Below are 26,413 nucleotides of genomic sequence, written 5' to 3'. Positions count from 1 at the left end.
TCTTTTAGCAAAATTCAGTCTAATTCTCTCACTTCAAAAGGAATCAAAGCTCTTTCAATTTGATCTCGATGGGTTTCGTACTGTTCAGGCAGCATGAGTTTTTCTCCCATTGTTTCAAGTGACTCATCATGAGCAAAGCCTGGAGGATCTGTTGCAATTTCAAATAGAATTTCTCCGTGCTCCTTAAAATAAATCGCATTAAAGTAATTTCGATCTCGAACAGCCGTTACTCCGTATCCGCTGTCGGCTACGTATTTCTGCCATTCTGATTGATCTTCATCATCTTTTGCTCGCCATGCAATATGGTGAACCGTTCCAACGCCCATTTGCCCGCGTCCAATGGTTGTTAATTTTAAATCAATCACATTTCCAATGTCAGCTGATGATTGAAAACGTATAAAATCTCCTTCTTGCCCTACTTTTTGTAGACCCATTACGTTTTCTAATAACTGAGCTGTTTCATGAGGCTTAACAGATAATAACGTAGCGCCTCCGAATCCTTTAATAGCCACTTCAGGTTTAATTTCACCGACTTGCCACGTATTCTTTTCTCCTTCTTCTCTTTCCACAATCTCTAGATGCAAACCATGAGGATCGTCAAACTCTAAATACTGTTCTCCGAATCGCTCCATCTTTGTAGCTGGAACCCCAAACTTTGCTAATCGCTGTTCCCAAAAGTCCATCGCACCTTTTGGAACCACATAGGAAGTTACGCCAACTTGCCCGTCACCTATTTTTCCTTGTCGTGCATTTGCCCACGGGAAGAATGTAATAATCGTTCCAGGTTTTCCCCCTTCATTCCCAAAGTAAAGATGATACGTTCCTGGATCATCAAAGTTTACCGTTTGTTTGACCAAGCGTAATCCTAGCACGCCCGCATAGAAATCAACATTTTCTTGAGGATGACCTACAATCGCCGTGATATGATGAATACCCGCTGTTTTTTTACTCATTATTACCATCTCCTTTGATACATTTTTCGTCATACGTTTTGTTATCCCTTTTAAAATTACAGCTATTTATCACAAATATCTCGAATTCGAGATATTAATCAAAAAATAAAAGCGTCTTTCTTATTCCAACCCATTTTCTCTTTTAGAAAATAAAAGTATCTAGTGCATAATAACCTGGTCCAGCAATGGCTACACCAATTGCTACCACTAAAAGCGTAAGATTATATTCATACCCATTTTGTGTTGCCCAGTATCCATTCGGACCGTGTACTTTCACAATCGCCATGACCATTGTTCCGGCAATCAAAAGCGCTCCAAGCGGTGTAAGAAGTCCTGCAGCAAATAAAGCTCCTCCTACTAGCTCGGATAATCCCGCCATTAACGCCATTCTAACTCCCGGCTTCATTCCGATGGATTCAAACCATCCTCCCGTTCCTTTTAAGCCGTGACCGCCAAACCATCCAAATAACTTCTGAGTTCCATGTGCCATAAAAGATAATCCAATGACCAAACGTATTAACAATAAACCAATGCTCACCATTTTTTATTCCTCCTATTTTTTCATCATTTTAAAATCTCGAATTAAAATATCTTGAATTAAGGATAATTATAAAATCATATGGTTCCCCTGTCAACATAAATTTTTATGTTTTTTTGTAGCTAGTTGAAACCCTTAACGACGTATTAAAAACATATTCATCATTTTATATGGATATGAGCGTGGGAACGGAAAATATAAAAGCTAAATTGTACTATTTTTTATTGAATAAAAAAAGTCACCCTCTGGTAACTTCTTTTCCTCTTCTACTATGCATGTATCGTTCAACAACTGAATACTGAAGTTATCACCCTATTTATAAAAGGAATATCTGGATCACTTGAATCAGTATCATTTTGTTTCTAATTTATCAATTAATTTAAGCGTATCATTATATAGACTTAATTGATGTCGGTGGGACTCTAATTCAGGTGGGATACGGATTTGTAAAGGAATTGAAGACAGATCCAGTAAATCCAGAGATGATTTGTTTATAGCCCCATTTTCTAAGTTTTGATTAGCTTGTTTTGTGACGTATTCTCCTAATACTTGTAGTTGAACAGCCCATTTTTGCCGATCAACTGTGGGTAGAGAATTCGTTTCGGACCAGTCATTAAATGTAGTGAGCACACCTGAAATATAGGTGTAGCCATGCTTCAGTTGAAAAAGGAATTGTTCGTTTTGTTTTAACTGCTGCTTTTTATTTCTGCCAAATGGGTTCAACCTTAAACTTTTTTCTGCTTTTTCGAATTCCTTTTCGACCTGATGCAGTTCCTGAAGCAGGTTAGTTGTATCATCTATTAAGTTTTCGCCCTCAACAAATTCGCAGTTATTGTTTACCCAATAAGCCGCCTTTTTAAATAATTGTCCAAGGTCTATTCCAAATTGGGTCAAGGTTCTGCGAGCTTCTTTTACGTAATTTGGAGGAACAATTATGATATGGATTATAATAGCGACCAGAGCTCCTATAATCGTGTCTCTTATTCGATCAGAGACATAATAATTTGTTTTATGAACGAATACAAAAACTAATAAAATGGTAAGAGCAATTTGATGAATGATCGTCTTATGTAGCCTTAGTACAACAGGAAGCACCATTCCCATTATTAATAATAGCCCTATTGTCCACCCGTTTACTTCTAAATGTTTAATGGTAAAAATCGTAGCAGCAATTCCAAAAAGAGTGCCGACAATTCGATAAAAAGCATACACAGCGGAATGCTGGATGGTTTCTTGAATAGAAAGAATCACTGTTAAAGGGGCCAAATAAGGATGTTTAGAGCCCAACATTTTTGCCAGCTCCCACGATACACCAGAAGCTATAGATATTTTGGCTATAAGTGTTAATCCTTTTATTAGTTCGAGCCTTTGCTTTCCTTTATTTATATCCATAAAAACTCCTTTATTTAAAAAGTGCTCTTCTACACCTATGTATATAAGTCGACTTACAGTCACTTCCTGCCGTTACTTACTATTGACTAGAGAATGTAACTTTATTACAAACAAAGCCGTTTTCACATATAAGAGTTGATTGGATAAGACCCTTCTCTTAAAACACATACTTGCTGTTTAGCTATCCTTCAATCCATCTATTTATCCCGCAATTTATGTACTACGCTTTCTATATGTTTCACCGCTTGGTATACACCATTTTCCGATTGAATGATGTTTTTTATTTGTTGAGCGTTTTCAATATACTCTTTATTTTCTACTTGTTCTAACGCCTGAACCAATTCGAATACCTGGAGATTTTTTTCTTGTAACGGCTTTAGTGAATACCCTTTTTTATAGAGGAGATTTGCCCAAAACGGTTGATCCACTGTAAACGGAATGATAATTTGTGGTACGCCACTCAGTAAAGCTTCAGACATTGTTCCAACACCTCCATGATGAATAATGCCTTTAGCACGTTTAAATAAAAGTCTATGGGATGCATCTTTAACGGCAAGTATATTCTCTTGTTGATTAAACTTCATACCGCTTGTTCCTGTTAACACTATTGCGCGATTGTCCGTCTCCTTTAATGCCTGAACTAACTTTTGTTTAAAAATTGACGGACTCTTTAAAGGCATAGAACTAAATGATACTACAATAGGCTTTTTTCCTTTTTCTAGAAAGTTTTCTATTTCATTGGATAGCATCTCTTCCTCTACATCTAAAAAGAAAAACCCTGATAGAAATACAGAACCTTTCCAACTCTCTACTTCTTTGAAAAGAAAAGGACTAATCGGATAAAGTATAGAAATAGGTACACCGTTTACTTCATATGTGTAAAGTCCTGCTTTTCTCTTTGGAAATTTTAACGTTTTTTCTCTAAAATCGTTAATTTCTTTCATAAAAGGGTATTCACTGAATTTTATTAGCTTGTAGGATAATCTATTTAATGTAGAGCCAAAGCTTTTTTTCGATGATAAAGAGAAATTTGGGAACTCTGTAATTGGATACATAATTGGAACGGGCGGTAAGCAAATGCAAGGAATATGATAGTATAGAGCAATATCAACCGCACCAAGAGCTTTAGGATGATAAATGATTAAATCTGCTCCTTGGGAAGCCTGATAAAAATCATCCATACTTTTTCTGTAGGGTGGAGCAATTTTTTCTTTTAAAAACTTCATTATCTTAAAAGGTGAAAACCTTTTACCATTAAGTATATCTCTTCCTTCCTCGCTCTCCATTATTGCCATCAAATCAGTAGAAGCGGGATGAAAAGAAACCCTATTTTCTTCAATAAAACGTTGAAACGTCGCACCTGTACAAATAACTACTTCATGCCCATTCTTAATCATTTCTCGAGCAAGTGCAATATAAGGCTGTACATCTCCTCTACTGCCTAACGTTAAAATTGCTACTTTCATAATTTTCACCCCCACAATAAAATAATAACTTAATTTTTGTGTTTTGCTGCAACTATATTTTAGCTTATGTATGAATTTTTCTTATTTATTTAATTTTTGATTTCGTTAAGTTAAATGATAATGTCTTACGATTTGCGATAGTTCTTGCATTCACAATCAAGCAGCTTTAAAAGGTTTACGATTTATTTTTAAATCGGTATTTATATCTTTTGATTGAGGGAAACTCTATATTACACATAATGTATGTAAGCTATATTAAAGGTTGTTTCCTCACTAAGAGGAAACAACCTTTCTCTTCTTGCATGTTTGTAAGCACAAACTTACTTTTCTATGATTGAAATTGTATTCAAATTGATATTATTTAGCATTATATAAGTAATTTATTACTTATTAATGATACCTTAGGAAAATATCATCTATAATAAACAAAGTTATAAGGATCGCCTATTATTGAAACAAAAATTAGTAAAGCCGTACATCTCTCCAGGTGAACAGAAACCTATCCCTAAAGAGAATATACCCTTACCAATACTTGGCACATGAAGCATAATTTGAGTTTTAAAGAGACAAAGGAGCATAAGAATGGTTACATATTGGATTATTTTATTAGCTATCGCTGTAGGTGTAGTATTTATCGCAGAAAAAATGAAACAACCTTATCCCACTTTCCTTGTAGTAACAGGATTAATCATTGGTTTGGTACCAATTCCTGCATTGGGAGAAATAAAAAGTTATGCAGCCAATGATACCGTGTTTCAAACGACCGTTATTTTTATCTTTTTATCAGCTTTGTTAGGGGATGCAGCACTTAAACTGCCCTTTGATGAACTAAAACGTAATAAGAAATCGATTTCTTTATTAGCTTTTTTAGGTACATTTCTTACCTTCTTACTAGTTGCTGCTTCTACTTATTTTTTCTTGCACCTTTCTTTACAAGAAGCCTTAATTTTCGGTGCACTTATGGCAGCTACTGACCCTGTATCCGTTCTAAGTATTTTTAAGTCAATGGGCCTAAACAAGCGCCTCTCCATTGTGGTCGAAGGAGAAAGTTTAGCAAATGATGGAGTTGCTGTTGTACTATTTCAAATTGCTGTAGTAACTACTGCCTTAAGCTTAACAGGTACATTGAATGCGCTGCTTGAATTTCTGAAAGTTGTAAGTGGAGGCATATTGATTGGTGGAGTGTTCGGTTTATTAGCTTCTCGTATTACATCTAAGATTGATCATTATTTAGTGGAGACTGGATTATCGATGGTTCTATTTTATGGTACGTTTCAGCTTGCTGAACACTTTGATGTTTCTGGGGTAATATCTGTAGTAGTAGGTGGCGTAATCTTAGGAACTTATGGACGAAACGTAGGTATGTCAGATCTAACACATGAAAAAGTGAATTCCTTTTGGGAAACGATTGCCTTCCTCTCCAATGCGCTTATTTTCTTACTGGTAGGGTTAGAAGTGAGTCGTATTGATTTTTTAGATAAAGGATGGCTTATCGTTGGAAGTATTCTCATTGTTCTTTTAGCACGTTTTCTCGCTGTCTATATAAGCTTAGCTTTTGATAAATCCATTCCAACTTCATGGAAACCTATTATTTCATGGGGAGGATTAAAGGGATCTCTTTCAATTGCGCTTGTTTTAGGCATTACACCCGAATTTGAAGGGAAAAATCTGTTATTAGCAATGACATTTAGTAATGTAGTCTTTTCTCTTCTTGTTCAAGGAACAACACTTAAAAAATTGGTTTCATTTTTGAATGTAAAATAAACGCCTATATTAAAAGAGAGCTGATTTTATTTTTGAAACTTTTCTTACACCCACTCGTAGATCCATAAGAAGCAACCTTACTCCTTTCTTAGTAGACATACAATAAACCGCGATAGAAAGCGTACAAGGAGGAATTAGATGGAATCAAAAATGAGTTGGTGTATTAAAAATCCTTCGTTTTATTTAGGAGCTGTTTTATTTCTGATCTTTGGTAGCCAATGCGTTATGGGATATATAAAAGAACATCAATTCTACGTTCTAGAGAGCATATTAAGTATCATAGGCGTTTTTATGATTGTTCTACCGTTGAAAAAGAAACTTGCTCATCATACACCAAAAAGCACTTAGTTATCTAACTAAGTGCTTTTTGGTGGTGAAAATATTCCTCTCTACTCTATATACCATTCTCTTTATATACATGTAAATAAAGCTTGTAAAAGTATTGTATGAGTTGTTAAGGGCTGTTTAGGAATAGAAGAAAAGAATGTAAAAAAACCTACGTTCGTTCCAACTTTTTATTACGTTTTTTATCTTTCTTCTTTTATATAAGAGGGAATTAATTATTATTTGTGGTATCAAACTGTGGTAGGACTGATAAAAAGAAATACTTAATAAAATTATGTAGCAAAGGAGCGTTTCGGTACAATGTCGATTTGGATAGGAATCTGGATTGCTATGTTTGTTGCCATATTTGAGAGCCTATACTCCGGATATAGGTTAAATAAGAAAAGGAAAAAAGCAGAGAAAAAAAGAGATCATACAGCACGATAGCAAACTGTATGATCTCTTTTTTCAGCCTTTTTTACATCTATTTAGACGAATAAGGTTTTATTTTTACACGCGGGTAGGCACTTTGCAAAGCTACATCATAGTTTAACTCTTACCTCCGTACCGTCAGTAGCTTTGACATGTACTAGTATCATTCCCTTATGCTTCTTCAGTTCCTTAACAATAGGCTTTAGCATGCTTTTATCTATTATCGGAAAAGTGAAATTCAGCCCTTTTCTTTTAAAATGTTCTTTTGTCCATTTATCCGCATGCTTCTGTATAAATTTTGAAAAAGCAACGCTAATAGCAATGTTTAAAAGAGCATATGGAACTGGAATGCTAAATCGAACATCTTTTGTTTTCACTTTTACATGAATCATAAGCGAACCATTACTCAATGATGACTGAAACGGTATCGCCGTTTGCCGATTTAATATCAACAATTTGACCATCTAACTCGTTTTCGATTGCTTCAACAATAAGGTTTATGTCTATATCTTTCACATATTTTTCTGATTGAGGAATACTTGCTGCGATGCTGTGTCCCGCCATTAATACCAGCTTGACAAGCTTTATCGGCAAATTAACCTTCACATTATCATTTTCAGTTGACACAACTCGAATTTTTAACGTTTTATCTAGATACGCATTCGGTTTCTTCAAAAGCTTATTGCCTGTTTCTTCTTTTTCTTTTAATACTTGTATCAGTTCTGATCCCTTTTCTGCATCAATTTTGCCTTCTTGAACCATTGTTAACACTTTTGTAATTTCCTCTTTCATAGACAATCCTCCTATTCTTCTTTTAAGAGCTTGATGGCTTCTTCTGCTGTAATTTCACCATTTTCTAACATAGACACAACTTTTTTCTCATCTACTTCATTTTTCTTCTTCTCTACATATCCAAGAGATGTAATGATGTCAGTAAGCTTACCTCGAACGGTTGGATACGAAACGCCCAGTTCCTTTTCCACTTCTTTGATATTTCCTCTGCATGTTAAAAATACTTCTACAAAATGAAGCTGATCACTCGATAAAGATGCCAGCTTAGATAATTCAAACTCATTTTCAATCGTCGTGTGACAATGGGTGCACTGCAGCTTTGTAATTTTTAACGTTTCACTGCAGACAGGACAATTTGTAAGTACTTTATAAGCCATAATCAAATCTCCTTCTTTTAGTTAATTTGATTATATAACAAATAATTAATTTTAAAAACAATAAAATTAAATAATTTTAACTAATAAATTAAAAATGTGAATTATCATATAAATAATATTAATTGACTCTTTCAAAACACAAGCAATGAGATCTCGAATGCTTTTAATCTAAAAAAGTAAAAAAGATAAAAATATGTTTATTTTTGGAATATCATGTTGTAAAATACATTTGGTACTACAAAATTATTCCTGGTACCAAATGGGGGTTTTTATGAAAGAGCGTATTACAAATAAAGCAATTTTTTTAATTCAACAAAAAGGACTTTCTTTTACTATCAGCGATTTAGCTAAGAGCTTAGGAACTAGCAAACGAACCATATACCAACATTTCAGCTCCAAAGATGACATCATTGACTCGATAATTGAAAATCTTATCCTACAGATCAAGAACAAAGAAGAAGAAATCTTCCATGATGAAAGTCTAAGTTTACTTGAAAAGATTACTCAAGTTCTTATATGTGTTCCTGAAGAGTTTAATACAATGGAAATTCGCCTATTAATAGATTTAAAACGGCTTCACTATAATCAATGGGTTAAGATAGATAACTTTTTAAAGCAAGAGTGGGATCTAGTGGTAAAACTGATGGAAAAAGGAATAGAAACGGGAGTTCTACGTGAAATTGATTCACAACTATTTATAGAGCTATACCTAGGCGCAATCAACCAAATTTATCAGCCAAGCTTCTCTCTAAAATCTAACTTAACAATGAGTGAAATATTAAAATCTGTTATTGATATTCTTTTGAATGGCATTTCTATAAAAAAATAAGGTGGCGAAAAGATTTGCATTGGCTCTATCTATGTTTAGCTATTCTTTTTGAAGTGGCTGGTACTACATCCATGAAACTATCAGACGGCTTTACTAAAGTTATACCAAGTGTGTTGCTCATATTTTTTTATATTTGTAGTTTGTGTTTTTTGACGTTAACTTTAAAAAGTTTAGAGATTTCAATTGCTTATGCTATTTGGTCAGGTATGGGGATTATAATTATTACGCTAATTGGATTTATGCACTTTAATGAAAGTGTAGGCCTACTAAAAATTGTTGCTATAGCTCTCATTATTATCGGCGTGGTAACATTAAATATGACCGATGAAAAAGAAGCTGATACTAGTAAATCCACTTTAGAAGAACACATGAGGTAAAAAGATGAAATATTTAAAACCTTTTTTTCTTGTCACAGATATTGGGTTTATTATCTATTGGATTGTTACTTACTTTGAATTGATACCCAAAAGTGCAGCCTTCAAAGATTATGATAACCCCATAGTGATAGCCTGGAACTGGTCGTTCTTCCCTCTAGATATTCTTATTTCATTCACTGGATTGTTTAGCCTATATTTATACAAGCTCCATAGAGAATCATGGAAAGGATACGCTTTAATTTCTCTAGTGTTAACATTTTGCTCAGGGCTACAAGCTATTGCGTATTGGGCATTTATTAAAGATTTCGATTTCACATGGTGGGCTTTTAATTTGTACTTGATGATTTACCCTCTATTCTTTATAAAATTAGTTATAAAAAATAGCGACAATCAAAAAAGCAATCTTTCCATATAATAAAGATAGTAAAATGAGTTTAAGTAATTGTTAACGAGTAAGAAAGCCTTCAAAGGAGGCTTTCTTTTTTATATACGTCACTTCATACAAATTTAGTTCTAGGAATCAATTAAAATCTGGCCTACAAGAAAAGTTCTGCTTCTTATCTCTTCTACTATTCATTTGGTGCGATATTCTTGTGAATCCAATATATTTGTTCATAACTATGTTCTCAAATAAACTTAAGTTTTCTGCTTTTATCTCTTTATAGCGGTCCACCTTCAAAACCAATAGGCCATCCGCTTCTATTGAACTTTACTTTATATTGAAATACATTGGGATAATCGCCGTAAACAAAAGCTAAAGAACATCCTGCAAGAATATGTCCGTCAAAATTTAAAAGCCGCCCAAAACTTACAGCGGACAGATAATAGACACTAAATTTTTGTGCAGAGATGAACTGCTCTAAATATTCGAATGACCTTTTAAGATAGATATGTAATTGTTTCAATATACAATCCGCCATTTCAACAAATTCCTCGTATGGCTTTTCACTATTTCCCTCTATCGTAATTTCAACTTCTTCCCATTCTCCTATATCCGTGCTCCAAAACCATCGCCTTGTAACTGGGACTTCAGCTTCATTTTCATCAAGTGGTTTAGATAGAACAAGTTTTTCATACCCATTTTGTTTGAAGTTAGAGATCGTATAGGTCCGTTCAGAGAACTCAAAATCACTCATTTATTCCTCCTCCCTTCCATGCTTTTACTACTTATGTAGAAATATGTTTTTAGGTTGCTACATTTAATTTTAGTATTACACAAAGCAGACATCAATTAGATTACTCAGCCTCTTTCAATAAAAACTCTTATGTTTTTTCGATTACTGTTACTATAATAAGAAAGAAGCACATTACCTATAAATTATGAGATGGAGGGTTAACCAATAAATAAAAAAACCGCTAATATCATCATCTTTTTTATGTGGTTTCTGTTCTTGCTTCTTCTATGGATCATCTTCTCTTTTTCTAAAGGCCAAGGTGGAGAATGGTGGTCTATGTACCATTTGAACTCCCATAAATATGGTCCTTGGGCTTTGGGGATTTCTTACATAAAAATTAGTGTTGCTGCGGTTATTTCGTTAGTAATAGCCTATATCGCGAGTTTTGGATTCAAAAGAAAGAAATAAGATCAACTGAGGTGTTACTTAATAAAAGAGGATTTCTAACGTAGCTTTTATATTGTAGGGAGAAATGCAAAATCACTTATATAAGAATTCACACACATATAATTCTAGTTGTTTGAATTGAGGTTACAGTTCTTCCTGTAACCTCTTTTACAATTCCTTACCTGCAATTATCTTTTATATAAGTGTCATATGAGGTATTTTTTAATTTCCACAAGTTTGATCATGGGAAGCAGCCCTTCTAATTCCTGTGCCGCCATTGGTTACCAACACTATCTTATTTTTAAACATAACGTTTATATCTCTTTTATTATCAAGCTCTGGAGAATTACCATATTTGCTTGTTCATTCATTTTGTTTGGTCTTTTTCGCTATCTTTTTTAAGTAGATTTCCTAAACCTAAAAGAACTCAGTTAACAGCTAGGGAAGAAGCTGGATTATAACAACAGATAATTTCAGAAAAAATTTTATGATTTTGTAATTTCACGAAAGTTTCTCTTGCCTCCCTTTCTGTTTTAAATTCAAACATGATAATATTATTTTCTCTTGAATAAGCATTGATTACAGTAACCACCCACATTAAAAATCTCCTAGGGCTGTTACAATTAAATTTGATTCTGATAAATGAATATCTCTGGAAATATTATAAGTAGCTGCTATACTTGTAGACTTATTTGGAATAAACCCCTTTTCTAACCAAATAGAACCGCTTTGAAAATTCCATGTTCCCAAGTAAATCTCCCCGTCTCTTACTATTGATATAATACATTAGTTTATTTAATTGTTTACAGTAGCATCTTCTTTACATGCTTTGATAACATCCAACCAATGATCTGGCTTTTGTCCTTTAAACTTTTCTTTTAAATTAAATGAAGCCAATGTTTCTAACTTACTTTTTGCTGCTCGAGACATAACAGAATTTAAATTAGAAGCCTCTAGCATTTGAATAGAGCCGTCTAACTCAATTGATCTTCTTAATGCATGTATAGAGGTTCCCGTTACCAATCGGTTCATTGTTTCTCTAAAGCTCTTACTATCTAAAGTTTCACTAATAGAATCTAAGACTAATTGTTCTACATTAAATTCATGAGAAGCTTCTAATAACTCTAGATAAAGAGCAACTACACCTTTCATATAAATGCTGCGAATTAGCTTTACAGCAGAGGCATCACCAGGTTTTTCACTTACTTTAGTTATGTCCATACTGTACGGAGTCATTAAAGAAATCAGTCGATCTACACCATTCCCACTTGCTGAAATAGGAACCTTATGTTTATAAACTGGCAGGGGACCTAGCATTGCGCCATCTACAAAGAATGCATTCTTCTCTTGTATATTTATGTTAATTTTTTGCTTCACGATAGGAGTGGAAGCTGATACATCTACATAGATACATTCTTTCTTTATAAATGATTTTAGCATCTCACTAACTTCAAGTGCTTTATCTGCGGGTACTGCTACTATTACTATATCTACTTGTTTTAAAACTTCTTCGGGTCTATAAAGAAGTTCTACTTGAGCTTGAGCAGCTCGTTCTTTAATTTGTGGACCATATGTAGGATGGTCTATCATAACATCATGAGCAAAAATGGTTTCTAAACCTTCGCCTTTTAAGCCAACTGATAACTCAAAGGCCGCCTCTCCAAATCCAATAAAACCTAATTTCACTTTAAAGCTCTCCCTTCTGTTTATAATCCATATGCTTTCATCTGTTCTCTTAACCATGAAGGCTGAATGTTACCTCCAGATTCACCTTGCAGACGCGCTCTTTCAAATGCTTCGATCGTTTCTAAACGTGTTTTCTCATACTCTAGTTTTTTTTCCGCTTTCAAAAGAACCTCTTCAATCTTTTCTTTTGGAACTACAACAACTCCGTCATCATCACCTATAATTAGATCTCCTGGAATAACAGCTACGCCTCCACAAGAAATAGGTTTATGTAACTCACCTGGACCATCTTTAAGAGGACCATTCGGAATAAATCCTTTTGAGAAAATAGGAAATCCTGATTGACTAAGGGTCTCTTTGTCCCGAACTGCCCCATCTATAATAATCCCCTCAAGTCCAATAGCTTTAGCTGCAGCTGCCATCAATTCTCCAAGGTAAGCATTTGCCGTATGCCCCTTTCCATCTACAACTAGTACATATCCTTCTGTACCATCATAGATTGCCTGATGAAGAAATAAGTTATCTCCAGGTCTTAAACTTACAGTTAGAGCGGTTCCAACTACCTTCATTCCTGTAGATACAGGCTTAATTTTATAATCCATTGAGCCTGTACACCCCATTGCATCGGATATAAGAGTTGTATTAAGAAGGTTTGCTCTCTTAATAATGTCTTCAGATAATACTGGTGCTAAATTACTCACTGATATACACTCCTCTTCGATTTTAATATATTCTAATCAATGCTCTACTCAGGATAACGCTTACAAAATTAAAGTAATAAAATTAGATATTGTCCCCCCTATTCGCAGAATATCTACAGTTTATTTGCTGCATTTTTGAAAAAGATAGAAAAACATCGTAAAAAATAAATAAAGTAATAAAAATTACTACTTTTTTTATTTAAGTAATATTTATTACTATAATCTTAAATGTATCTTATCACCGGTACCTAATAAAGTAAATCTATTTTTATAAATAAAGCACAGGAAAAACATATCCTAAGCTTTATTACTTAGAAGAAACATTTTTACATAAAAAAGTAAACATGCTAAAATTCAAGTAAGTATTGTGATAAATACTTTTTATATGCTTAAAAAAATAAAATTTACAATATAATCTGTTTAATTGGAGCGAAGGTATGGAAAATCCAATATTAAAATTAAAAGATAATATCTCACAACTAACAGAAACTCAACGGAGAGTAGCAGACTATATCCTTAAAAATCCTGTCGATGTAGCTTTTTTAACGGTTGATCAATTGGCTTTGACAGTAAAAACTAGTACGACCACGATAATGAGATTAGCTTTTAGTCTAGGCTATTCTGGATATGCAGAGTTTCAAAAAGGACTTCAGGAGCTTTTACGTAACAATGCCGCTCCTCAAATCAGATTAGAAACAAATTTGAAGGGCTTAGATGAGAGTGATTTGTGGATGCGCTGTGCAGAAAGTCAATTCAATAACATTCAATCAACAGTAGAAATGATTTCTACAGAGAGCCTAAATAAAGCGTTAGAAATGATTGTCTCTGCAGACCGAATATTTTGTACAAGCGTTAGAAGTGGTTTACCCGTGGCACAGCATCTATCTTTTGGGCTTAATCGACTACTCGGAAACTGTGAGCTAATTGTCTCTGACTTAAGTGATTGGGTGGATAAAGGAATTACTTTAACTTCTAAAGATTTAGTTATTGCAACCTCCTTTCCAAGGTACGCTAGAAGAACTGTTGAGTTTGTAACAGCTGCCAAAAGTAACGATGCCAAGGTCATTTCGATTACCGACAGTTATTCTTCTCCTTTAGTTAAGTACTCAGATTTAGTACTGACTTGTAGCTCGAGTAGTATCGCTTTTCATAATTCACCTATAGCGTCGCTACTTGTGGCCGATTATCTTGTAAGTGCGATAGCTATAAATTATCCAGAAAAGACAAAGGATCGTCTCGATAAAATCACTTCAATCCTTACAAAAATTAATTATCATTACACTGATTAAATTTACGAATGTGGTAAAAGCATGAAATATCGAATGCATAAAATAATTCGATATTTTATGTTTTTACCACTTTTTTATTTTTTCAATTAAGTCTAATACTTCCCTTTCACTTTTCATTTCTATAAAAAAACATTTACTTTTCATTAGAAGCCATGATAGTATACTTTTAAATAGTCACAATTATTACAACAATTAAATAAAAAGTAATAATTATTACTTCAAACGATGAGTTGTAATAATGAATATAGTTAGTTCTGTAAAATCATTTTTAGATATCATCCGGAGATATCTGACTGCTCCCCTACTAAGATATTACAAAGTGACTATAAGTTTATTAATCCTAACACTTGTATTTTGCTTGTTAACACGAAAATGATGAGAGCGCTACCTTTGGTTCTAAGCAATCATCAACAAAAGATTTTAGTAAAGGAGTGATTAGTTAAAGAAACACGAGAATAGAAAATAATCTATTAATGATTCTATATATACAGTGGGCTTAAGGGGGGAATTCACGCTAGATTTTTTGTAAACCCTTACATTCGTTCTGATACCAGGTTTTAAACCAATAATATGTAAAAAAAGCCAATTGTTTTCTACTAATGAATGATTGTGCAAAGCAGCTTTATAATAAAGAATGATAGTTAAATAGTTTCATGAGAATTTAAAAAGTATGACATTAAAGATAAACAAGAGGGAAAATGAAAGAAAGTTCTAGAGGGGGTATAATATGTTAACATTTTTAGGTTTTTCGATGATTGTAGTATTTATGTATTTAATCATGAGTAAGCGTTTGTCTGCCTTCAGTGCATTAACAGTGGTTCCTATTGTTTTTGCTTTATTGGGCGGCTTCACTGATTTAGGACCAATGATGATGAAGGGTCTTGAAACCATTGCTCCGACAGCAATTATGATTATCTTTGCCATTCTCTATTTCGGGGTGTTAATTGATACAGGATTATTTGATCCTCTAGTAGCGAAGATTATAAAGATGGTTGGCGGTGATCCTCTAAAAATTGTAATGGGTACTGCAGTACTTTCTTTAATAGTTGCTTTAGATGGTGACGGTACCATTACATATCTAATTGTAGTAACTGCATTTCTCCCACTATACAATCGATTAGGTATGAATAAACTTATTCTAGCCTGTATTCCTGCGTTAGCAATGGGTATTATGAATTTGACTCCCTGGGGTGGTCCTGCTGTACAAGCTACGGCGGCTGTAAAAGCAGATGTAACAGACTTGCTATTACCACTTATTCCTTCTATGATTGCAGGAACTATCTGGGTTTTAGGGGTTTCTTATTTCCTTGGACGACGCGAGCGTAAAAGACTGGGAGTTATCAATATAGATACAGAATTTAATAATGAAATTGCTGCAGCTCTTGATGTAGGAATGGATGCATCAATAAAGCGTCCAAAATTATTTTGGTTTAACTTAGCTTTAACACTTTTACTTCTTACTGCTTTAGTTCTAGGGTTCTTACCATTACCAGCTTTGTTTATGATTGGTTTTGCTATCGTGATGATTGTTAATTACCCAAATTTACAAGATCAAAAGGAACGTTTGCATGCTCATGCAGGGAATATATTAACGGTGGTTTCCATGATATTTGCTGCAGGTATATTTACTGGAATTATAGATGGAACAGGTATTGTTAAAGCTATGGCGGATACTTTAATAGCCGTTATTCCTGATGCTCTTGGCCCAAAATTAACAGTAATTGTTGCCCTTATAAGTATGCCATTCACATTTTTTATGGCAAATGCCCCCTTCTATTTCGGGATTATTCCTATTATGTCTGAAACGGCTGCTCACTTTGGCATCCCTCCACTAGAAATTGGTCAAGCTTCTTTACTAGGGCAACCCTTGCATCTATTAAGTCCACTTCAAGGTTCTATTTATGTCTTAGTAGGACTCCTTGGCATTGATATAGGTGACCATATTCGCTTTGCTGCCAAGTATGCCATTGGAACAGCGTTAGTTATGACGATTGTGGCTGTATTATTTGGAATACTATCTATATGAATGATTTATGGGAACATACAAAAGAGAGAGCTGATTCTTCAAAACAGCTCTCTTCTATAATATTTAACTTTAAATTACATTAAAGATTGAAATATAACATAAGCAAATCACTAATCAATCATGACTGATACAGTATCTCCGTTTGTCAATTTGATCTCAACAGTTTAGACATCAAATTCATGTTCAATTGCTTGAATAATAAGGGGATGTCTATATCCGCCAAATTAAAAAATGATGCCTACGTAATCCCACTTAGGGTTTTAAATCAACTCCATTTTTTCACCTTTTCAAATAAATACTGCACTCCATATAACAAATATGCTTTGTAATGAAGGTAGATAAAAAATTGAAAATGACTTAATCGGTTTAGACTTACAATTTTCAACCTTTTAAGAACATCAATAAAGTAAAAAGCAAAGATTCCATCAACTATAATATTCAATAATATAAACTTCTTAAAGTTGCCATACGAAGATTTAAGCAGCCACATTGAAAGTGGCATATAAGGCCCAATGCTAAAAGGAAGTTCATCTTTTATAAACGAATCTTTTTTGTCGTAGAACCTCCACCACTTCCTCTGATGCCCGTACAAATGATTAATAATTTCTAAGATAATAATAAAAACCCCTGCTAACGAATAACGTCTTATGCTGTGTTTCCCTATAAATAACAACGACAACCATGGAATCGCTATTATAGATAGATTAAATCCTACGTGTTTTCTTGATATCATAAGCGAACTCACCTCAACGTACTTTATCTAGTTCTTCTTATAGTGTCCACTTATTACAAAAAAAACCTTCTTTTAAGCAATGAATTTCTATTTAATGGCCTTCACTTTTTGTTTAAAATGTGCTTGGAGGTGAGTCGCAGCAGGATAAATCAAATGCCTCAGATTTTTTAAAATTAATACGGCTGATACAGAACCTTAAAATTTTCTCGTAAATCTAAAAAACACAGACCATTGGATGGTCTGTGTTTTTTATTAATGTGCTTTTTGTTCAACATTGACTCTCTTGATAAAGAACGAGATAACCAATCCAACAATTGAAACAATAATCGCAAAGATGAACGCATGTTGAACACCGTTGGTAAAGGCAAGAACTTGGTTTAATGGATCCATTTTATCTGATACCGTCTCAAGGAAGCTTCTTGAACCTGATGAAAGAATGGAAATTCCAACAGCTGTTCCAATTGCGCCAGAAACCTGCTGCAAAGTGTTCATAATTGCTGTTCCGTGCGGGTACAGCTCAGGTGGAAGCTGGTTTAATCCGTTTGTTTGAGCTGGCATCATAATCATCGAAATGGCTATCATAAGCGCAATGTGCAGAGCAACGATAAATCCTGTTGACGTTTCCAGCGTTACGGTTGAAAAACCATACATGGCGCCGGCTACAATCACAAGTCCAGGGATAACTAACCATTTGGGACCAAAGCGGTCAAATAATCCCCCCATAACGGGTGAAAGAATTCCGTTAATCACTCCTCCAGGAAGAAGCATTAGGCCAGCGGCAAAAGTTGATAAAGCTAATGATGTTTGTAAGTATAAAGGTAAAATCATCATCGCAGACAATAGTACCATCATGCAGACTAGAATTAATAAAAGGCCAATTGTAAACATTGGATACTTAAAGGCTTTAAGGTCTAGCATTGGCTCTTTCATCTTCGTTTGACGAATAGAAAACGCAACTAACGCAATAGTTCCAATTACAAGAGTTAGAATAACCTGTAGACTTCCCCAGCCCCCGCCTTCTCCAGCGCTGCTAAATCCAAATACAATTCCGCCAAAACCGATTGTTGAAAGAACAACAGAAATCATATCGATTTTTGGCTTTGTTGGTGTGGTAACGTTCTGCATAAAGAAAGCTCCAAACACTAAGGCAACAAATAACAGCGGAAGTGAAATCCAGAAAATCCAGTGCCACGTTAATGTTTTTAAGATTAATCCTGATACGGTTGGGCCAACAGCTGGCGCAAACATAATAACAAGGCCGATAATCCCCATTGACTTTCCACGTTTATGCGGCGGGATAATAACAAGAATCGTGTTAAACATAAGCGGTAAAAGTAAAGCAGTTCCAACGGCTTGCACGACACGGGCAATCATGAGTACCCCGAACGTTGGTGCAATAGCAGCAATAAATGTTCCAATAATGGAGCAAATTAGAGATGCTATAAAAAGCTGTCTGGTTGTAAAGCGCTGAAGAATAAAACCCGAAATAGGTACCAAAATTCCTAACGTTAACAGATACCCTGTTGTCAGCCACTGTGCAGTTGTTTCGTGAATACCAAAGCCAGAAATTAGCTCTTTTAATGCCATATTTAGCGCTGTTTCACTAAATAAACCGATAAATCCAGCAATAAGAAACGACGTTATAATCGGCAGTACTTTGATGTTAGAGCTTTCGGCCACTGTTTGTTGATTACTCATATTAAATTGTCTTCCTCTCTTTTACATACTCTTTTTGGTGAGCGTTTTTCTATCTCAATGATAAGTTGATTAGCAGACAAACAATGCATATTGATATAAAGATTAGTGATAAGTTTAAGGCATTATGTTGGCTAAGCTTTTTCTTTCTCTTCTCTTTTGACCGAAGTGCTTTTTGTCTTCTAAATTCATTTCTTTCCACAGATACCTCTCCATTTCATTTCTAAATCAACTTTAGAAACCTTCCTATGTAAACTAATTTCCATTCATAATATGGAATTTTTAATAAGTAAGTTAAAACGAAATAGAACTATAAAATGAATTTCATTTTACATAACAGGAATATTGTAACACAGCTATAAGTACTGTTTCTATCTAAAATATACTAAATAACAACAGCTATATACCCAACTTGGTGCCATGTGACAATTAAAACTTGGTTCTGTTATATGCTTTTTGTTCTGTTCGCCCTAATAGAACACACCTAACTTTTTAATCATCAGTCAAAAGAAAGCGTATCAGAAATTAAGTAATAGTAAAAATTGATAATATGGAGGTGTTTTCTTATGAAAAAGTATGAAGTAACGTTTCATCTAATTAATGGTGAAATAAGTCATTTAGTTGAAGCTAAATCACTTATTCGTGCAAAGAACTACATACAGTATAGGTTTGAAGACAAAAGTAAAATATTGGATTTATCAAATGAGTTGGTCATTGTTAAAAGGAACGTCCAATACTTTACAGTAGTTGAAAAAGAATAATTAGCTATATAAAAGGACGTTATTTACAAAAGTAATGTCCTTTTCTATCCATACAATATCTTATAGGGTAGTCTCTTTTTTCCTATTCTAGTCACTAAAATTTTTCTCCGACTTGAAGCCAAAATAGATTTTGCGCCCTCTAAGCGTACCTTTAATTTAGTCTACTAATTTTTCTTTTTTGGATAAAATTCTTTATTTCATACTTTTTAGATAAAGTATGAAACAAGCTAAATACATGCATTTAATGTGCAGACAAACGCTCTCTGAGGAAATTGTTTTTTGAGACAAACAACTCGAATTCACATACTAAATTCATCTAAACAAAAGGCTCCATCAAATTTTAATATTGATATTAAGCGTAAAAACAGAACTCCCTATTTTATGAAAGCTCTGTTTTGTTTATTCACTATTATGTATATTTTCCGCGTCAAAATGTAATTTATAAAAATCCTGAACTAATGTATTTTCTTCTAAAATGAATTCTTTCATTTTACGTAAAATTCTTTTCCCTACACTGCGGTCCAACACACACAATATTTTTATTACATTAAAAATTAACCTGCAGCATTAGTTGAATTTTATATGGATAATTAGTATTTCTGAACAGGATTATTAAATTCAATGTCTCCATTTTAAGATATGTTCATTTTCCATTTGAAGCAGCTTTGTCATATAAACGATTTGTCCCGTATGATAAGCATAATGTTCAACGGCATATAAGATAACACTTAAGCAAGACTGTACTTTACCTGGTTCTGGAATTAATGTACTTGTTGTAGAAGGCATTTGTATGGATTTTTCTAAATCGTTAAAATCAAAATTTGCGATAACTTCTTTACTTTGTTGTCGTGTAAGGATTAAATTTTCTATTAGCTGTTCGGAATCCATTACTCTGTTATCAGTAAATTCTTTGGATCGCTGTCTAATAAAAGGCTTACCACCAATGATGCTGACGATAAATGCATATTCGCTGCCAACAAGATGTAAACATAAGTTTCCAATACTATTCGTTTCTTGGCGGAACTTTTTCCAAATATCATCATCTGCTAATCTACTAATACAAGTTTGGATTATATCTAATTGTGTATCAAGGGATTCAATGCTTTCTTTTATGAAGGGATTCATCTAGTTTCTCCTTTTGTATTTTTATTCTATATTATAAATAATTATACATAAATAAACATATATTTGTACTGTGTTTTTGTATTAGTTATTAATTTATTAACAACATATCTGTAAAGCGCACGTGTAGAAATGAAAAGAGCAAACTCCCTGACACGTGAGTTTGCTCTTTCTGTTCTTTATTCAAATTTCTTCAGTTTAACTTATTGTCCTATATCCTTCATTCTCTTAAGAGCTTTTCTATATTCTTGATCTCTCATATGCAGCATTTTATCAGCAGAAGGTTTAGGCTGACCAAATTTTTTTAGCGCTGCTCTATACTCGCTATCACCAATGACTCGATTCGAAATAGCCTCTTTAGATGAACGCTCAAAAACGGGAGCAGCTTTTTTATTGGGAAGCTCTTCCGTACTCTGCTTTTCTTTATGTGTTTCTTTGTCATGCGGCTTGTGAGCCAGCTTATGTCCTTTACCTGTTAGGAACATCAAAAACGAAAGAATTAATACCACCATGCTCAATACACAGGAAAACGTAGAAAATGTATGATACGTAATGATTTCAGATTTTACATGTAGAGATTGCGTGAAATTTTCTTTACTAGCCACCTGGCTCTCTGCGCTTACTGTTGCAAGGTGATCTTTATACACCTTTGCAAAGACGATACTGCTGATTACAGGGATGACCGCAGATACTGTAACTCTTATAAATTGAACGGTGACCATCCGAGGAACTAAACTTGGTAGCGGTCCGCCTAAAGCTGCACCCATAAGACCTGCAGCAACCGTGAACCCTACTCCTGAGATTAAAGCGGCAAAGCTGCTAACAAAGAGAAAAGCTGAAGCATGACCGTCTACATACATCCACTGTATGTTAACTCCCATAATGATGACCGCTCCTATAATACCTAATACGCCCGGTCCAACTTTATCATATAATACGGCACTTAATATGGCGGCAATTACTATTCCAGCAAAAAGCCCGATATAGATCAGTGAAGTGTCTCCTTTATCAAAACTAGATCCGCTTTTAAGCAATCCTTGTAGAGATAAAAGAGTTAAACTCATACTAATATTGCCTATAACAGCGATCAGGATAGCAAGAGCTGGTTTTCGAGAAGCCACTAACCTAAAGGGAATTAACGGATTTTTAATATGCCATTCTGCTGCGAATAAAAAGCATAGAAAAGTGATGCTTCCCACTATGCCTATCCATACATAAGTAGATGCCCATCCTGATTTTTGGAGATTAAGTAATGTAAAGGTAATAAATGCAGTAACCATAAACATTAACGCTACACCGATGATGTCAAACGGTTCATGATGCTTGTGCTGTTGCTTGGCGTGATCATTTGTTAAAAATTTGTAGCTGAAGCATATTCCCAGTAAGGAAAGTACGGCCGCTATATAAAATAACCCTCTCCAGTGTCCGTAGCTGTTCACTAACATTCCGAGAAAAATGCCCACAACGCTAGATCCATAAAATCCGCCAATAAGAATCAATAATGCCAAGTTCCGTTTCTGAATCGGAAAAGAAAGAACCAGCATTGGAATCATCATCATAAGTGCTAAACCCGTTCCTGTTCCTTGTAAAAAACGACCAATGCCCATTCCTAAGAAGCTGTTAGACGCAATACTTACGATAGCTCCTATAAGAAATAAACACATCGAAAGAACATACGTCCTTCTCTCCCCTAGCTTATGTCGAAGGATAGGTCCAAATGGAATACAAAATGCAAAGCTTATAACCCCTATTAAAACCGGTGTTATCGAAATATAAGATTGATCGTTAAACGTTTGTTGGAGAATTTCACGTATAGAATTTAATGACGTGTTTAACATTAAACCAGGACCAATAGCTAAAACTGCCAGTAAGGAAATCCCCCAGTGTTTTTCTATTTTCATACTACAATTCCTTTCTGCCTTTCATGATTGTAAAAAACTAAAAATGCGGCGTTCATGTTTCTTCCAACCATCACAGTAGCTAGGGTAAAGAAGAAAGATGTTTATCCGCATTTGAACAAACTAAAAAATAAAGCTTCAGTAAGGAAGCTTTATTTTATTTTCTAAGCCTGCTACTCGAATTGGCCCTAAAAGTGTTAGCCTGGTTAATTTTTCAGCCATAAATGCAGGGCTGAATTTCATATCACTTTCTAGCCAAGAACAAATGACACCTATATGAGCTGATGTGATATAGCTAATCAGAATATCTTCAGGGATATCAAGTCCATCCTCTGCTTCTCCAATCGAAGAGATTAACTCTCCATACACTCTTTTCTTTACAATTTCCGTCATATGACTTCTAAATTGAGGTAGTCCTCGATCACTTAGCATAACTTTAAAATAATCCGCGTGTTCGTAGATGAATTCAAAAAGCTTTAAGAAAGAAACGGATTCATCATTTTCTTCTACTGCTGCGAAATCCTCATTATTTTGTTTAGGCTTTACTTTCTCTATTAGCTCTTCTAGAACTTCATTCATACTCTGCATCAGAAAGTCTTGCTTATCTTGGTAATGCAAATAAAATGTTCCCCGCGTTAATTCCGCTTTTTCCGTAATTTCTTGAATCGTAATGGACGTGACGTCTTTCTCTTTAAGAAGTTCGACTAAAGCGTCTCTTAAGTATTTATTTGTTCTTTTTATCCTAGGATCTACTTTTGTTTTTTTAGACATCGTTCGTCTCCTTGTATAACTTTTATTGAGTCTCAGGCATATGATTATGACTTGTATAGGTACAGCTACTTTTTCTGATGATTGACTATTTAAACGATCCTGTACCATCAACATACATTCTGCACACGATGTAAACTAATGAACATTATGTATATTAAGTCTCACAAAATATAGCCAATCTGTCAATATCAAAAACGGATTAAGAACGAATCGTTCGGCTGTTAGATATGGATGCGTGAGCTTGAGAGTGAAATCTTTTTTAAGGAAAGAAAAAGAACGAAAAGATATAACTGGGGATGTAAAAAGTGCTAGGGATTGGACCATTGAGGTAGCTTTTACATAGCAAACTAATTAAATACGCACCACACTTCTTTTACTTTCAATAATTAGTCCTCCTCCAGAAAGGTCTCCCCTCTAAAGTAGACCTTTCTTTTTTATATACATATAAATAAAGCTTACAGAAATATAAAGGGGGAGTGGATTTAGGCCCTATGAAATGTTTTAGCTTATCTTAAAGATAAGAAACTCTTCTTAATGAGCATTGGTTGGCTTCTTGCTGCAATTCGGGAGCATAATAACTCAATTTTTTAATAAAATAACAAGTCTCAGGAAAATGATGTATCAGAAACCTTAACGTTTCCTTATTTAAAAGCTTGTTCTCCTTGTATTTTTCGGTCATAGCACAAACAAACTGGCTCATCTCAATAGTTGTTTTCCCCACTTCTAAAGCAAATTCTGTTTGTCTTGCAAAACCTGGCTGCTTAAATCGCAAATAACCTTTTAAATGATGATTCTGTACAATAAATGCCTGAAATTTCCCGATATATGAATCTGCTTGTCTAGATATCATAATCTCAATCGGATCAAGCAGGTTTTTAAACAAAACAGCATGTCCAAGCTGATCTTCCAGCCATAAATCCATTAATTTGACTAAGCTAAGGGGAACCGGCTCCTTTCCTTTTACTAAATAAGATAAAAATCTTAAATATTCCTGATTTTCACTTAACGTGCCATTAAGATAGGTCGGAGATAAGTTTAGATTCACTTCGTTTTCAATTCGAAGAGCCTGAAGAGACCCTTCAAAATCAAAATACCCTTTGGCAATGGGCCACGCCTTTCTCGAGAATTCTATTAATGCAGGATCGTTATGCATAGCATCAGGGGATAAATAGTTCAGTTGTTTTAGCAAGTCATCAAACAAATGAATATATTGCTTAGCTGTTCGGACGTATTCGACTTCCTTCACCGATAAGTGATCTCGTACAAAATAAGCATGATCCTGAATTATTTCTAACCAAAATAAATGTTCTTCCCATAATGAAATCATTACTAGCTCTCCCTTCGGGTTCCTTACTACTACATGTTTATTAGAAGCTTTAGAAGAAATGAACTAAAGTAATAAAAAACAGGATCTCTTATTTCATCACATAAACACTCATGAAAAAGGGAATATATATACATATCCATATTTTTGAAAAGGGAGACTGTCACTTGAAGAAAAACGATAAATTACTACTTATTTTAATGACGATTTTACCTTGGTTGAGTGTTCCGTTTATTGGAGGAAAGACTCTCAAAAGATTCCTTCCAGGAAGCATTTTTATGAGTTTGTATCTTATTGCAGAAGGCAGGTTTGCAGAGAAGAAAAAATGGTGGTGGTTTCCTTACTCAATCAAGCCGAATGTTCTAGCAGAATTACCATTGATATTTGGTCCCTTTTTAGTTGGAGCTTTGTGGATATTAAAATATACTTACGGAAAGTTCAACTTATATCTTTTAGTAAACATACTTATTGATTCTTTTTTTACTTACTTCGGATTAAAATGGTTAAAAAAAATAGGATATGTCTCTTTAGCCCGGTTGACTAGATTTCAGTTATCCCTTGTTTTTTTAATAAAAACACTTGTGCTGTACGGGTTTCAGATTGTTTATGAAAAGTTTTACTCTCTATCAAAGAATTCGTCTCTATAAATTTTGCGGTTTAGGATACAAAATCCAAAATAAACTGTCTATAAACGGGAGTATATTAAAGAAAAACATTAATGAAATAGATACTGATTGCTAAGTGGAATTATGATTTTTTAGATACTATGCAGCTACCTTAGTAAGCTAACGAATCATATGCCTTTAGGCTTAAAAGGAGTGAAAACAAGGTTAAATAAAAAAGAAGTCGCCTTTTGGTAACTTCTTTTTTTCTATTATGCCTGTGTGTTTAAAACAAAAAATAGATAATTTTTTTATTTTTCACTATCTTCATCAGCAGGTTTTCGTTTATGTTTTTCGCTAATAATTCTCTTGTTCAGTATCCTTACCTCACCCACCATTAGCAGCCTCATATCTTTTACAATATATTTAGCTAATTCTTCATCAGAGATATCATCACCATCAATATCAAGACGAAATTCCTGCCCTTGTATTCCACCGCCATTAGTAAAATCGACTTCAAAGTCAAAAATTACTCTTTTTTCCATCTCTAATTCACCTTACTTTGTTTTAATTATCTAATATATATTCAGTTTAAGAAAACAAATGTCTTATCCACCTATAGCTTATTTTCTGATAAGTCCCGATAAAAGGACTTTTAAGCTCTAGATTCGTATTAAAAAAGGAATAATACTGTGGTAAAGGAAATTCTTTAGAACCCTAGACACCTGTCTACACCGATAAAATAAATATAATTTAAAAAGACAATGGGTTGAATAAGCTCCGCTCTATTAACTCATCTTAACAATGTAACTAACTTTGAAGGGAGATTTAAACATGAGTCAGAAACGCGATAAAGGCAATAGTCAAAAAGGCAAACCAAATAGTAATACGGTAGATCCAGTAATCGCAGTAGAAGACGTAGAAAAAGCAATTTTTCCAACTAATAAGCCTCCGGGCAACGCAAAACCTTAAATGAAAATTAAAGCTGTATTATTAGCT

Annotated in this window: 29 protein-coding genes; 10 read left to right on the top strand and 19 right to left on the bottom strand. The window is 34.1% G+C overall.

Translation table 11 applies throughout. The features are described from left to right. Positions 1-14 precede the first annotated feature (14 nt). The 4 genes from AC1D0Y_RS14995 to AC1D0Y_RS14980 all read right to left on the bottom strand — a co-directional run bounded on the left by AC1D0Y_RS14995 (position 15) and on the right by AC1D0Y_RS14980 (position 4,349). Positions 15-953, bottom strand: coding sequence for a ring-cleaving dioxygenase (locus tag AC1D0Y_RS14995; RefSeq protein WP_060747307.1), 939 nt, complete (start codon positions 951-953; stop codon positions 15-17). Between the two features lie 142 nt (positions 954-1,095). Beyond that, a complete protein-coding gene (locus AC1D0Y_RS14990; protein WP_013084346.1) occupies positions 1,096-1,494 on the bottom strand; it encodes a DoxX family protein in 399 nt (132 codons plus the stop codon). Between the two features lie 348 nt (positions 1,495-1,842). Next, a complete protein-coding gene (locus tag AC1D0Y_RS14985) occupies positions 1,843-2,883 on the bottom strand; it encodes an FUSC family protein (protein WP_477707744.1) in 1,041 nt (346 codons plus the stop codon). Positions 2,884-3,080: 197 nt separating this feature from the next. Then, positions 3,081-4,349: a glycosyltransferase gene (locus AC1D0Y_RS14980; RefSeq protein WP_060747305.1), complete on the bottom strand. Its 1,269-nt coding sequence runs from the start codon at positions 4,347-4,349 to the stop codon at positions 3,081-3,083. 582 nt (positions 4,350-4,931) lie between these two features. Between AC1D0Y_RS14980 and AC1D0Y_RS14975 the strand changes: the two genes are divergently transcribed. Both AC1D0Y_RS14975 and AC1D0Y_RS14970 read left to right on the top strand, forming a co-directional pair. Then, positions 4,932-6,113 carry a cation:proton antiporter gene (locus tag AC1D0Y_RS14975; RefSeq protein ID WP_060747304.1) on the top strand — a complete coding sequence of 394 codons (1,182 nt, stop codon included), beginning with the start codon at positions 4,932-4,934 and terminating at the stop codon, positions 6,111-6,113. A gap of 138 nt (positions 6,114-6,251) precedes the next feature. Beyond that, positions 6,252-6,461, top strand: coding sequence for a hypothetical protein (locus AC1D0Y_RS14970; protein WP_060747303.1), 210 nt, complete (start codon positions 6,252-6,254; stop codon positions 6,459-6,461). A gap of 518 nt (positions 6,462-6,979) precedes the next feature. Here AC1D0Y_RS14970 and AC1D0Y_RS14965 read toward each other — a convergent pair. Genes AC1D0Y_RS14965 through AC1D0Y_RS14955 form a run of 3 tightly spaced genes read right to left on the bottom strand, consistent with a single transcriptional unit; the run spans position 6,980 to position 8,038 of the window. Then, complete coding sequence (locus AC1D0Y_RS14965; RefSeq protein ID WP_060747301.1) at positions 6,980-7,261, bottom strand: hypothetical protein; 282 nt, start codon at positions 7,259-7,261, stop codon at positions 6,980-6,982. Positions 7,262-7,271: 10 nt separating this feature from the next. Further along, a complete protein-coding gene (locus AC1D0Y_RS14960; RefSeq protein WP_016766321.1) occupies positions 7,272-7,661 on the bottom strand; it encodes an SHOCT-like domain-containing protein in 390 nt (129 codons plus the stop codon). A gap of 11 nt (positions 7,662-7,672) precedes the next feature. Continuing rightward, on the bottom strand, positions 7,673-8,038 hold the full coding sequence (locus tag AC1D0Y_RS14955; RefSeq protein ID WP_060747300.1) for a DUF2089 domain-containing protein: 366 nt from the start codon (positions 8,036-8,038) through the stop codon (positions 7,673-7,675). A 271-nt stretch (positions 8,039-8,309) separates the two neighbouring features. On the opposite strand from AC1D0Y_RS14955, the gene AC1D0Y_RS14950 reads away from it, so the two are divergent. Genes AC1D0Y_RS14950 through AC1D0Y_RS14940 form a run of 3 tightly spaced genes read left to right on the top strand, consistent with a single transcriptional unit; the run spans position 8,310 to position 9,659 of the window. Then, on the top strand, positions 8,310-8,867 hold the full coding sequence (locus AC1D0Y_RS14950) for a TetR/AcrR family transcriptional regulator (RefSeq protein WP_060747299.1): 558 nt from the start codon (positions 8,310-8,312) through the stop codon (positions 8,865-8,867). A gap of 14 nt (positions 8,868-8,881) precedes the next feature. Then, positions 8,882-9,244, top strand: a complete 363-nt coding sequence (locus AC1D0Y_RS14945) for a DMT family transporter (RefSeq protein WP_477707743.1) — start codon at positions 8,882-8,884, stop codon at positions 9,242-9,244. Positions 9,245-9,248: 4 nt separating this feature from the next. Then, positions 9,249-9,659, top strand: a complete 411-nt coding sequence (locus AC1D0Y_RS14940; RefSeq protein WP_060747297.1) for a YvaD family protein — start codon at positions 9,249-9,251, stop codon at positions 9,657-9,659. Between the two features lie 244 nt (positions 9,660-9,903). Here AC1D0Y_RS14940 and AC1D0Y_RS14935 read toward each other — a convergent pair whose 3' ends face one another. The 4 genes from AC1D0Y_RS14935 to AC1D0Y_RS14920 form a co-directional block, all read right to left on the bottom strand. Continuing rightward, entirely contained in the window at positions 9,904-10,380 is a 477-nt protein-coding gene (locus tag AC1D0Y_RS14935; protein ID WP_060747296.1) for a hypothetical protein, read from the bottom strand. A 1,023-nt stretch (positions 10,381-11,403) separates the two neighbouring features. Continuing rightward, the gene (locus AC1D0Y_RS14930; RefSeq protein ID WP_161968325.1) at positions 11,404-11,556 is read right to left on the bottom strand and encodes a hypothetical protein; all 153 of its coding nucleotides are present in this window, start codon (positions 11,554-11,556) and stop codon (positions 11,404-11,406) included. A gap of 45 nt (positions 11,557-11,601) precedes the next feature. Further along, on the bottom strand, positions 11,602-12,492 hold the full coding sequence (locus AC1D0Y_RS14925; RefSeq protein ID WP_060747295.1) for a prephenate dehydrogenase/arogenate dehydrogenase family protein: 891 nt from the start codon (positions 12,490-12,492) through the stop codon (positions 11,602-11,604). A 20-nt stretch (positions 12,493-12,512) separates the two neighbouring features. Beyond that, positions 12,513-13,193 carry an RraA family protein gene (locus AC1D0Y_RS14920; protein ID WP_060747294.1) on the bottom strand — a complete coding sequence of 227 codons (681 nt, stop codon included), beginning with the start codon at positions 13,191-13,193 and terminating at the stop codon, positions 12,513-12,515. Positions 13,194-13,630: 437 nt separating this feature from the next. On the opposite strand from AC1D0Y_RS14920, the gene AC1D0Y_RS14915 reads away from it, so the two are divergent. Then, positions 13,631-14,482, top strand: a complete 852-nt coding sequence (locus AC1D0Y_RS14915; RefSeq protein ID WP_048019337.1) for a MurR/RpiR family transcriptional regulator — start codon at positions 13,631-13,633, stop codon at positions 14,480-14,482. Between the two features lie 727 nt (positions 14,483-15,209). Beyond that, positions 15,210-16,508: a CitMHS family transporter gene (locus tag AC1D0Y_RS14910; protein ID WP_045293495.1), complete on the top strand. Its 1,299-nt coding sequence runs from the start codon at positions 15,210-15,212 to the stop codon at positions 16,506-16,508. A gap of 265 nt (positions 16,509-16,773) precedes the next feature. On the opposite strand, the gene AC1D0Y_RS14905 is transcribed toward AC1D0Y_RS14910, so the two are convergent. Both AC1D0Y_RS14905 and AC1D0Y_RS14900 read right to left on the bottom strand, forming a co-directional pair. Next, positions 16,774-17,241 (bottom strand): hypothetical protein, encoded by a 468-nt coding sequence (locus tag AC1D0Y_RS14905; RefSeq protein WP_060747293.1) that lies wholly within the window; start codon positions 17,239-17,241, stop codon positions 16,774-16,776. 252 nt (positions 17,242-17,493) lie between these two features. Beyond that, the gene (locus AC1D0Y_RS14900; protein ID WP_060747292.1) at positions 17,494-18,939 is read right to left on the bottom strand and encodes a DHA2 family efflux MFS transporter permease subunit; all 1,446 of its coding nucleotides are present in this window, start codon (positions 18,937-18,939) and stop codon (positions 17,494-17,496) included. 563 nt (positions 18,940-19,502) lie between these two features. Between AC1D0Y_RS14900 and AC1D0Y_RS14895 the strand changes: the two genes are divergently transcribed. Then, positions 19,503-19,697, top strand: a complete 195-nt coding sequence (locus AC1D0Y_RS14895; RefSeq protein ID WP_043978207.1) for a hypothetical protein — start codon at positions 19,503-19,505, stop codon at positions 19,695-19,697. Positions 19,698-20,096: 399 nt separating this feature from the next. On the opposite strand, the gene AC1D0Y_RS14890 is transcribed toward AC1D0Y_RS14895, so the two are convergent. From AC1D0Y_RS14890 to AC1D0Y_RS14870, 5 genes are all read right to left on the bottom strand, one after another. Beyond that, the gene (locus AC1D0Y_RS14890; protein WP_477707742.1) at positions 20,097-20,231 is read right to left on the bottom strand and encodes a hypothetical protein; all 135 of its coding nucleotides are present in this window, start codon (positions 20,229-20,231) and stop codon (positions 20,097-20,099) included. Positions 20,232-20,315: 84 nt separating this feature from the next. Continuing rightward, positions 20,316-20,822, bottom strand: coding sequence for a DinB family protein (locus AC1D0Y_RS14885; protein ID WP_477707741.1), 507 nt, complete (start codon positions 20,820-20,822; stop codon positions 20,316-20,318). A gap of 200 nt (positions 20,823-21,022) precedes the next feature. Next, positions 21,023-22,720 (bottom strand): MFS transporter, encoded by a 1,698-nt coding sequence (locus AC1D0Y_RS14880; protein ID WP_060747290.1) that lies wholly within the window; start codon positions 22,718-22,720, stop codon positions 21,023-21,025. A gap of 135 nt (positions 22,721-22,855) precedes the next feature. Continuing rightward, on the bottom strand, positions 22,856-23,488 hold the full coding sequence (locus tag AC1D0Y_RS14875; RefSeq protein WP_060747289.1) for a TetR/AcrR family transcriptional regulator: 633 nt from the start codon (positions 23,486-23,488) through the stop codon (positions 22,856-22,858). 511 nt (positions 23,489-23,999) lie between these two features. Continuing rightward, on the bottom strand, positions 24,000-24,815 hold the full coding sequence (locus tag AC1D0Y_RS14870; protein WP_477707740.1) for a DUF2935 domain-containing protein: 816 nt from the start codon (positions 24,813-24,815) through the stop codon (positions 24,000-24,002). A gap of 164 nt (positions 24,816-24,979) precedes the next feature. Between AC1D0Y_RS14870 and AC1D0Y_RS14865 the strand changes: the two genes are divergently transcribed. Further along, entirely contained in the window at positions 24,980-25,459 is a 480-nt protein-coding gene (locus AC1D0Y_RS14865; protein ID WP_477707739.1) for a hypothetical protein, read from the top strand. 266 nt (positions 25,460-25,725) lie between these two features. Here the strand turns inward: AC1D0Y_RS14865 and AC1D0Y_RS14860 are convergent, their stop codons facing one another. Further along, on the bottom strand, positions 25,726-25,959 hold the full coding sequence (locus AC1D0Y_RS14860) for a hypothetical protein (protein WP_060747286.1): 234 nt from the start codon (positions 25,957-25,959) through the stop codon (positions 25,726-25,728). A gap of 289 nt (positions 25,960-26,248) precedes the next feature. Between AC1D0Y_RS14860 and AC1D0Y_RS14855 the strand changes: the two genes are divergently transcribed. Beyond that, complete coding sequence (locus AC1D0Y_RS14855; protein WP_201026605.1) at positions 26,249-26,386, top strand: hypothetical protein; 138 nt, start codon at positions 26,249-26,251, stop codon at positions 26,384-26,386. Positions 26,387-26,413 lie beyond the last annotated feature (27 nt).

The organism is Priestia sp. P1_B12_1 (assembly GCF_056406695.1).
The sequence above is the reverse complement of the archived record's forward strand: the minus strand, read 5'-3'. Positions and strand labels throughout refer to the sequence as shown.